The following is an 8491-nucleotide window of genomic DNA, read 5'->3' on the forward strand; positions in this document are numbered from 1 at the left end:
CGGGCCGGGCTCGTGGAGTCTCGGCGGGGCGTGGGCGCGGGCTGGTCGCTGGCGCGCGAGCTGGAGTCGATGACCCTGCTCGATGTGTACGAGGCAGTGGAACCCGGCCCGCTGTTCGCGATGCACCGCACCACCCCGGACCAGGGATGCGTGGTGGGTTACGGCATCCAGCCGGCGATGCAGGGCATTTATGAGGGCATCGAGGAGACCCTGAGACACGAGCTGGCCCGCGTCACGCTCGAGAACGTACTCCGGGACGTACTCGCGGCACCTCGCTAACCTCCATGTCACGCGTTGACATCACTAAGCTTGTCCTTTAACCCGCTGCGTCCGGTCGTCCGAGGTCAGAGTGTCAGTGAGCGGTAATACCTGTATGGCGTGGAAGATGCGATTTCGGGTGCGATAGCCCTCCTGTGTGAAGCCTTTCCGGTGGAGGTCAGGCACTGCCCTTTGGGCTGGGAGACGCTTCGACATCAGCCACTGGCTCCGCCCGGACGCCCCGACCGGCCCGGACCGCGTCTTCTGCCACGTCTACGGCCGCAGCGGCCGGTCCTCGGACCAGTTCATACCCGGCTGGCCGTACTCGTTTGTCGCTGCCCTGGAATCGGGCCGGACGTCCTGGTGCCAGCTCCTGGACGCCGTCCGCCTCGGTCCGGACGACGATGTCGCCGAGGTCACTGCCGCCCAGGTCCGCCGGGTGATCGTGGACCTGATCGAGATGGGCCGGTGGCACGTCGGCGACCGCGACATCCTGGTCGTCTTCGACGCCGGATGCGACGCCCCGCGCATGGCTCACCTCCTGGCCGGCCTGCCGGTGGAGGTCCTTGGGCGAATGCGCGCGGACCGGGTGATGCGCAAGCCGGTCCCGGTGCCGTGGATCTCCCCGCCGCAGGGCGGGCGCCCGCCGAAGCACGGCAAGGAGTTCCGCTTCCATGCCTGAGACCTGGGGCGAGCCGGACGCGGCGACAGTCCAGGTCACCGACCGGTACGGCACCGCCCGAGCAATGGCCTGGGACCGTATCCACCCCCGGCTGACCACTCGCTCCGCCTGGATCGACCACACAGGTGACCTCCCCATCATCGAGGGCACCTTGATCCGCCTCCAGGTCGACCGCCTGCCCGGCGGCATCGACCCGCTGCCTGTCTGGTTGTGGTCCTCCGCCACCGGCCTGACCGGCGAGGGCGTCGACGTGCGCTGGCAGGCGTTCCTGAGAAGGTCGGTGGCAATAACTCTCCGGCCTGCCTCCCCGGCCGTCCATCCATGCCGGGACCGGCAGCATCGTCCGTGCCACGGTCCACTCCGCATCCGTCATGTCCGACGTGTAGCGAGGCCGGCGGCCCGGTTTGTGGGCCGCGTTTCCGAACTTGTGAGCAAGACAGTCACACCCCGGGGTGAACAGGCTGGAATCCACCAGAACGACCACGTACAACTGCGACAACAGGGCCTCCTGGTGCTCGGGCTTCGACAACCACGAGCTCTTCCGGAGGCTCTTCCTTCATGCTCTGCCAACCGCGAACTCACCCGATCCGGGCCCCGTTCGAACCTGCGGGCCGTGTGCCTATCAGTCAGAAGGGAGGTTCGAGATCGCCGCGGCCATCGCTATGTGGCCCGCAGTCCCAGGGCTCCTCCTTGAAAGGTTCAATGCCGGTGAGGTCGTGGCCCCATGCTTCCAGGGCCTTCCAGGCAACGCGCCGGTTGGGCTCGTCGCTGCTGGTGTCTAGGATGCGGCGCGCGTGCACGGCGAGGTGATCGCGGTGCTGGGCGAGCGCGGGGTGTTCGGCGAGGATGAGCGCGGCGAGGCCGGCGGCTTCGCGCACGTCCTCGTGACTGTCCTGCAGGAAGGGCGCGACGGCTCGATAAAGCATCGGGCGCAGGTCCCGGAAGGCCGCCAGCGTGGTGTCGTGGGTGAGGAAGCCAGGGAAGTACTGCTCGGTGCGGTCGACAATCTCGTCGGAGGCGTCGTAGGCCGTGGAAACCAACCAGTTCAACAATGTCGCGCGGATGGGGACGTTGCGATACGGCCGGAGGGTCATGGCCGCCGGGTGGGTGAGGATGCCGGCGACATACATGGTGACGGGGGCTGTGGCTTCGTAGATGCTGTTCTGGTGGCCGACCAGCTCACGCAGTTCCGACACAGCGGTGACCTGCACCTTGGGATCAGGCTCCAGCAACCGTGCCAGGACTTTGGGAAGGCACTCACCGTTCCCGAAAGCCGTCTGGAGCGAACCCCAATCAGTCTCCGCCAGGACTACCTGATACGGCGGCAAGTCAGGCTCGCGGGGCGCCCCGGCCTTGGAGCTGCTGTGGTTCACAGGCCAAAGCTAAACCAGACTTCTGACACGATTCCCGTGCGGGCCGATTAGAAGCCGCTGTTCTTCTGAGAGTGGCGGACGCGTTTGCGCTGTTCAGGCATAGGGTCGGTGTTTCGGCGGCAGAGACGTCGTGTTGTGTCGTCTCTGCGGTGGAGGTGCCGGGATGCCGTCGGTAGGGCCGCCTGGTGTGCTCAAGGTCTCGACAACCCCGAGCTGCACCAGAGGCCCTGTCTTCGTGCAGGGAGAGACCGAAGATCACCCGACCGGGCCGCCGCATTCGAACCCATGCTCACCAAGATCGCTACGGCAACGGCTTCTAAGAGCCTGGCACCCAGTCACACCAATGAGGGTTGCGTCATCTCTCCCTCCTTGGCCGGCTTGTCGGTTCACACCCACCGCGACCGGGTGGCCTTCCAGGATCCGGTGCATGCTGGATCCCGAGCTGCGGGATCGGATCACCGCGCGGAGCTGGACGAACGCGAGGAAATGCTCGCCAAGGAGTTGGCGGAGGTGTAAGCCGAGCGGGACGAACTCGCCGCCGCAGAGCGGGTTGTGAGCGGGTGAGCAAGCAGCTCGCCGACGAACACGCCTTGGCCGCGCCGACGGCCTGGGCAGGCGGGCGGACGCGCGGTGATGGTGAACCCGCACCGCACCTCGGCGTAGAGGAGACCACCCTTCCGCCGGACTACCAGCGCAGTCTCGCCGCCGTGCGGCAGGCCGCCGGGCCGGCCATGGCCCGGCAGGTCGGCGACGCACCGGGAATAGACGTCAGTAGGCGGTCCAAGCCGGAGCCGCCGCGCGGGAAGCTGGTCAAACTCGTCGACCGCAGCTGGCTGCGCAAACTGCCCGACGGCCGGTTCACCACACGCCTGTAACTTGATCTGCCGCCTGGATAAGAACGGGCATAACCGGGGTGACCCCGACTGCCCTTGGAATCGTTTGACGAAAACCAGAAGCACGCCGGGGACATCTGCCCGCTTGTCTACAACTGCCGCCTGCCGCTGTCCGCGCGGACCGTCAACCACCTCGGCGCGACGAGCTGGTCACCCTCCTCGCCGCGCAGGTCCCGCGCCTGGACCAGCCCTGAAGGAGGTCACGCGCAAACCCTCCCCTCGATGCCCGAGGCGGGAGACTGCTCGGTGATGAAGCCGCTGCAGGCGGTCCATTTTTGAGATCTTTGTCAATCTTTTGAGTAAATGATCGCTTTATCGCGTTGTGGGCTGGGTACGAAAGTCTCACTGTCGGCCGGAAAGGGGGGACGGCGTTGGTGGAGATCTTTGCTCTTGTCGGCGCGGCCCTGGCGGCCGGTGTCGTGGCGGGCACCCAGACAGGGGTATCCGAGGGGGTCGTGGAGTGGTTCAGGCGCAGGCGTCAGCAGGCGTTGCCCGGACCGGGAAGCGCCCCGGCACCTTCCGAGAGTGCGTCGGAACCTGATCTCGGTCCGAGCGACGGCACCGGGGGCGCGTCGGTGGAACTGGGCGTGGCGACGCCCGACGAAGGCACGACGTATCACACGCGGATCAGTGACTGCATCAACGTGTCGGTGGGCAACGGTACGCAGATCAACCATCGCAGGCGGTCGCGTAGAGAGCGTTGACGAACAGGGGGAAGAGCATGCGGGGCGGGAATCCCGGACGTTCCGGCGGAGGCCGCGGCTCAGCTGCGACAATTCCGCTGACACGGTACCCGCCCCCTCCCCCTCCTCCGCCCCCGATAGGTGGGAAAACCCTGCGGGCGGTGCGAGGGCGCGGGCGGGTGATCCGGCGTGCTCTGGTGTGCAATGCGGTCCTAATCGTTGGATGTCGAGGGGTGCAGGTCGGCGATCACAACGAGCAGTACAACCAGTACACGTACCGCCTGCGCACCCCGCACCTGGACTTCGCTCCCGTTCTGCGCCGTCCCGACGTGCGGGAACGGCTTGCCGAACTCGCTCTCGACCCGGAGAACCACGACAAGCGGGCCGCCGTCATGGAAAAGCTGGGTGCCAGGACATGGAGCGTGCGTCGGAACGCGGTGGAATTGCATGCCGTTCGTCGGGGGGCCGAGAGCCGGAGAGCGCCACGGGCCGCCACCGCGCCGCCTGCGGCCGAGGTGGGCGAAGGGCGGTCCCTCGTGTTCATCCGCCACTGCCGGGACGTGCAGGTCGGCCAACGCCTGCGACAGTACAACGACTTCGCCTATGTGTGCCCGCGTCCCAGGATCGACGAGAGGCAACTTCTATGTGAGCGGCCTGGGCTAAGGGCGGCGCTGATCGACGTCGTGACCGGTCGAGCGGCAGCTGCCACGCTCACGGACGAGGTTCACCAGGCACTTCGCGCGGCTTCCTTCGCGCCACCGCCTCGCCCGTCGCAGCGACCCGGAACGGTCCGGGCAGACGACGGCGTCACTGTCGGACGAGGCAGCAGGCCACTGGACGTACTGAGACTTACGGCCGAGTTGAACGGGCGGAGGCTGGCACGCGACCTGAAGCGGGAGACCGGTGTGGTCGCACGGCGGCGCCGGACGCTGGAGCAGGATCGCCACCGGGCCGAGGAGCGAGCCCGAATCGTGGCGCGACGGGACGCGGAGCGCCTCGGCGGCCGGTCTCCGCGGACACCGGGTCGCGGTACGGGCGTCTCTTGACGTTGTCACCGTGCTGTCGTCAAGGTGAGGCTGGTTTCGGCGAGGCATCCGTTGATGAGGTTGCAGCAGTACTGGATCTGTTGAACCCATTTGATCCTTGCCCGCTGGTACAGCAGTGGGCGGACCATCAATCTGACCGTGCGGGCCCACTGGCTCCGCTGTCCCGGACGCCGACGGGGCCCACAGGGTGCCGCCACGACCTGTCGAGGACGGAGGTGGTCAAATGAAATCTGCTGTGGTGGTGCAGCAGCCCGGAGTGCCGCTTCGCCCGACACTCGGCGGTTGACGCTTCCGCTTCCAGTCGGCATCAACCTCGCCCGTCGGACCGCACGGGGTCGCGACGCAAATCGAATGAAGGCGGACGAGCGCGTGCCCGCCCGGGCCGCGCTGAAGTCCCGGTAATGCATGGTCCGGGATGCCTCGATGCTGCACAGCCGGCCGGGGGGAGCAGCCTCTCGACCACCTTCACGACGGCTTCTGCGCCGCGCTCACGCAGTCGTGAGGCGAGTAGCAGGCCGGCACATGGACGCCAAGCGCTACACCCGAAGTGAGGAGGGCGATCACGGCTGGCCGGCCAGGGCCGAGGCCACCGCGTCGAGGCTCGCCATCAGATGCTTCCCCACAGTTCGGCGGGTCCAGGCGAGCTGGTCGGGAGAATAGCGGCGGGGTACCGCCTCGACGAGCATGATGAGGTACAGGTAGCACCGGTACAGGTCAAGCCGCAGGCGCACGGCGTCCGTGAAAGCCACCTCGCCGCCAGCCTCGGCGTAGCCGGTCAGGAAGGCGCCGTCGCGCTCGATGTCGTCGAAGAGCGCGAGGGACACGAACTCGGCTACCGGGTCGCCCCAGAACATCCGCTCCGCGTCGATCACTCCGGCGAGGGTCCTGGCGCCCGGGTCGCCGTCCAGAAGCAGGTTGCCCTGCCAGAGGTCGAAGTGGACGAGGGCGGGCCGGGTGACGTCGGTCAGAACCTCTCCGGCTTCCGCAAGCAGCTCCCGTACCCGTGGCGTGGGCCTGGGCAGTTCGACGCCGTGGTGCTCGGCGTCGTCCAGGACGGCGCCGGTCATGGCGGTGAAGGCGCTCCGCCAGTCGGCCGCGGGCGGTCCGAACGGCCGGGCGGGATAGCCGTACTCCGGACCAGTGAGGGAATGCAGCCGGGCGACGACGCGGCCCAGTTCCTGCCGCAGGGTCGTCCGTTCTCCCGCCGTGAGGGAGGTGTCGACCTCGCTCCAGGCCATGCCGGGGCATTCGGTCATCACGATGCCTGACACCACGGGCGGGCTGCCACCAGCCTCCACGTGCACCAGCTGCGGTACCGGTACGCCCGATACGTTCCGCGCCGCCCGGAAGAACTCCGCCTCGCCTCGCAGCAGATCGTGCTCGTACCGCAGCGCCGACCCGCTGCCTGCGGCCGGTGGCCGTTTAACCACCCAGCGACGCCCGTCCCGCAGTACAAGCCGCAGCAGGGAGTTGTACGTGCCGCCGGTCATAGGCGCGCATGCCGCCACCTCCGCCGGCGTGACCTGGACCGCCGCGAGCAAGGCGGTGACCGCCGGGTCGAAGTCCTCAGGGCTCATGTGGGCTCCATGTCGAGGGCGGCGGCACGGACCTCCCGCCGCGCCGTACGGTGAATGTGCTCCATGATGCGGATCCGGTCGCACATCGCCGCCGACCCGGCGCCCCAGTGTCCGGCCCGGCCGCTCAACAGCTCCGCGAGGCGTTCGAGTTGACGTGGGCAGTAGGACACCGGCTCGGTGCCTGTGATTTCCGTGTGGCCGGTCGTGGTGCGGATCGCGACGTTCAGCGCAACGGCGCCCGCAGCGGGCAGCAGGACTCCTCGAACCCGCACACGCGCCTCGTCGAGATGGAAAAGGTGCTCGGCGGTGTGCTGTGCGACGAACGAGCAGGTCAGGGTGGCGGTCGCCCCGTCTGGCAGGGGCGGAACGGCCTCGAAGGCGTCGTCGACGCCGTGCCGCTCCGCACACCAGGCGGTGCCGGTACCGCCGGACGACGGCGGCCCGACCCTCTCCTGCAGGGCCTGAAGCCAGTAGCTCGCCACGTCGTGGAAGATGCCGCCGCCCAGGTCGGGCCGGAGCCGGTAGCCCCCGGGCTCGGGCGTCCGGAAGGCGAACCGGCTCTGCCCGTCCCGCAGGCGGCCGAACCTGCCCTCGCGCAGCACGCGGCCGATCTCGCCCACCGGGGCGATGGCCCCTGACTGACCACGGGCATAGAACACAAACTCGCCCGCAGCCACTCACTCCCACCGAAATGTCCTTCAACCGGGTCCTGTCTGCATGACGTCAATCGTCAAAGCTGTGCTCATTCTGGAGCGGCAACGCTGAAGATGCTCAGTTGGCCAACGTGTTCTGTGTCATCTCGGCTGCCTCGGTGACGGCCCGTTGTCTGAGATCGCCGAACAGCTGCATCGTGACGGCGGCCAAGACGTCGTCCCCGCCAACAGTCCGCCTGTCCCCGCGGCGGGTGGACAGGGCGAGGAGGGGGTCCTTGAGCGGCGGGGCCGGGGCTGGCTCGCCCGGCACCACCAGACTGACCGTCCCGAACCGCTTGACCCCGCCCTCGCGGACGACCTTGGCCGCGTCCCTGGCCAGGGCCGTCAGGAACACGCTCGCGATTCCGTCCAGGTCGCGGACCATCGCCGGGACCGCCCTCACACCCCGGCTTCCCAGCAGCCTTCTCACCCCGGCCTCAAACCGGTGGGCGCCAGCCACACCACTCGGTGTACGCGTCCCGCGGCGCTCACGAAGAGACACGAGCACACCATCGCCGTCGCGCACCTCGCCCAACAGGCCGTGAAAGGTCGGGCTGTGCAGGTACCACTCCGATCCCACCTCCACCTCGACGTTCCGGTCGATCGCCGAGATGAGGTCCTTGGGAATCAGTCTCTTCCTGGCCTCCTCGGCTGCCGCGCTTGTCGCGCCGTCGATGATCTCCGTCAACACGGTCCGCGTGACCGACGCGGCGGCCCGCGCGGCCGGCCGGGAGACGTGCAACGAGGTCACGTCCCTGAAAACCGTTCTGACGAGCTGCGGCTTGAACGGCAGGTCGGTCACGAGGGAAGCGGACTGAGGTCCACTGCGCTCGGTGCGTAGAAGTTTTGTGGTCATCTTAAGGATGTGCTTTCTGCTGTCTGAGGTGTCAGTGGCCCCTGCCGCACCGGTCGGCGAGAGCACAGGGTTTCGCGGAGGGCGCCGAGTTGGCACAGGACCTGCCGGGTGGGGCCGCCTGCGCACAGAGGTGCAGGCGGCCCCACCCGGCTTCTCGGCGTTCCGGCGACCGGGCGTGCTCGGCAGGAAGTGCCAGCCGGACGACGCGCTGTGGCGGCGCCGTGCCGGTCAGGCGACCTGGTACCTGCCGACTTCCAGGAAGTGGCGCAGCGCTTCGGGTGTGTTGTCGTCGAGGGCGGCGTTGGCTGCCGCGCGCAGGGCCGGGCTGATGGACGGGTCGGCGAGGATGCGGGCGATGGCGACGCGGTCGTCCTCGGCCTGGGCGATCCGGTAACCGCTCTCCAGCCAGGCGCGCATCGCCTCAGGGTCGT

General features: G+C 68.2%; 8 protein-coding genes and 2 pseudogenes. 5 read left to right on the top strand and 5 right to left on the bottom strand.

Going from position 1 to position 8491, the window contains the following annotated elements; all coding sequences use genetic code 11:
• Both IE172_RS34765 and IE172_RS24950 read left to right on the top strand, forming a co-directional pair.
• The coding region (locus IE172_RS34765; protein WP_229886351.1) for an Rrf2 family transcriptional regulator at nt 1-279 on the top strand (279 nt) is incomplete at its 5' end.
• Nucleotides 280-469: 190 nt separating this feature from the next.
• Nucleotides 470-1217, top strand: a pseudogene (locus IE172_RS24950) (transposase); the annotation flags it as partial.
• 349 nt (nt 1218-1566) lie between these two features.
• On the opposite strand, the gene IE172_RS24955 reads toward IE172_RS24950, so the two are convergent.
• Entirely contained in the window at nt 1567-2313 is a 747-nt protein-coding gene (locus tag IE172_RS24955; protein ID WP_190099543.1) for a hypothetical protein, read from the bottom strand.
• Nucleotides 2314-2598: 285 nt separating this feature from the next.
• Here IE172_RS24955 and IE172_RS34770 point away from each other — a divergent pair, with 285 nt between their 5' ends.
• The 3 genes from IE172_RS34770 (at nt 2599) to IE172_RS24965 (ending at nt 3910) form a co-directional block, all read left to right on the top strand.
• Entirely contained in the window at nt 2599-2829 is a 231-nt protein-coding gene (locus IE172_RS34770; RefSeq protein WP_229886353.1) for a hypothetical protein, read from the top strand.
• Between the two features lie 44 nt (nt 2830-2873).
• Nucleotides 2874-3188 carry a hypothetical protein gene (locus tag IE172_RS34775; RefSeq protein WP_229886354.1) on the top strand — a complete coding sequence of 105 codons (315 nt, stop codon included), beginning with the start codon at nt 2874-2876 and terminating at the stop codon, nt 3186-3188.
• A gap of 389 nt (nt 3189-3577) precedes the next feature.
• Nucleotides 3578-3910: a hypothetical protein gene (locus IE172_RS24965; RefSeq protein ID WP_190099544.1), complete on the top strand. Its 333-nt coding sequence runs from the start codon at nt 3578-3580 to the stop codon at nt 3908-3910.
• A 1585-nt stretch (nt 3911-5495) separates the two neighbouring features.
• Here IE172_RS24965 and IE172_RS24970 read toward each other — a convergent pair.
• From IE172_RS24970 to IE172_RS24985, 4 genes and pseudogenes are all read right to left on the bottom strand, one after another.
• Nucleotides 5496-6512 carry a phosphotransferase family protein gene (locus IE172_RS24970; RefSeq protein WP_190099545.1) on the bottom strand — a complete coding sequence of 339 codons (1017 nt, stop codon included), beginning with the start codon at nt 6510-6512 and terminating at the stop codon, nt 5496-5498.
• The gene (locus tag IE172_RS24975; protein WP_229886356.1) at nt 6509-7189 is read right to left on the bottom strand and encodes a Gfo/Idh/MocA family protein; all 681 of its coding nucleotides are present in this window, start codon (nt 7187-7189) and stop codon (nt 6509-6511) included. The genes IE172_RS24970 and IE172_RS24975 overlap by 4 nt, the downstream gene beginning before the upstream one ends.
• Nucleotides 7190-7283: 94 nt before the next feature.
• The gene (locus IE172_RS24980) at nt 7284-8060 is read right to left on the bottom strand and encodes a hypothetical protein (RefSeq protein ID WP_190099682.1); all 777 of its coding nucleotides are present in this window, start codon (nt 8058-8060) and stop codon (nt 7284-7286) included.
• A gap of 228 nt (nt 8061-8288) precedes the next feature.
• Nucleotides 8289-8491 (bottom strand): annotated as a pseudogene (locus tag IE172_RS24985) (ALF repeat-containing protein); the annotation flags it as partial.

This window comes from Streptomyces griseoflavus, from assembly GCF_014649995.1.
GTDB lineage: Bacteria > Actinomycetota > Actinomycetes > Streptomycetales > Streptomycetaceae > Streptomyces > Streptomyces griseoflavus.